General features: G+C 37.3%; 1 protein-coding gene. It reads right to left on the bottom strand.

Annotated features, from left to right (window positions below; genetic code table 11):
* On the bottom strand, positions 1-255 hold a 255-nt coding region (locus J7R12_RS08810; protein WP_208439093.1), incomplete at both ends, for an ERF family protein.

Below are 255 nucleotides of genomic sequence, written 5' to 3'. Positions count from 1 at the left end.
ACGAGAAAACAAAGAAAACCGGTGTTTTGCAAGAGTATTCTTTACAGCATCAATGTACTGATCAAGGGTTGCATATTGGCTGTTGGTATGGGTGTTTGTAGAGTTTTTTTGTATTTTTTGATATTCTATTTGCATATTCGAAAGATCACTGGCAAATCTTTCGTAGTTTTGCCTTTCTATTTCTTTTTCTCGTAAGGCAATGAGACGCTCGAGACGGTCCATATCGACGTCACTTTCTAAGGCTCTGGTTAAAAT

The organism is Bartonella vinsonii subsp. vinsonii, from assembly GCF_902825235.1.
Taxonomy (GTDB): domain Bacteria; phylum Pseudomonadota; class Alphaproteobacteria; order Rhizobiales; family Rhizobiaceae; genus Bartonella; species Bartonella vinsonii.
This window is presented reverse-complemented; position numbering and strand designations above follow the sequence as displayed.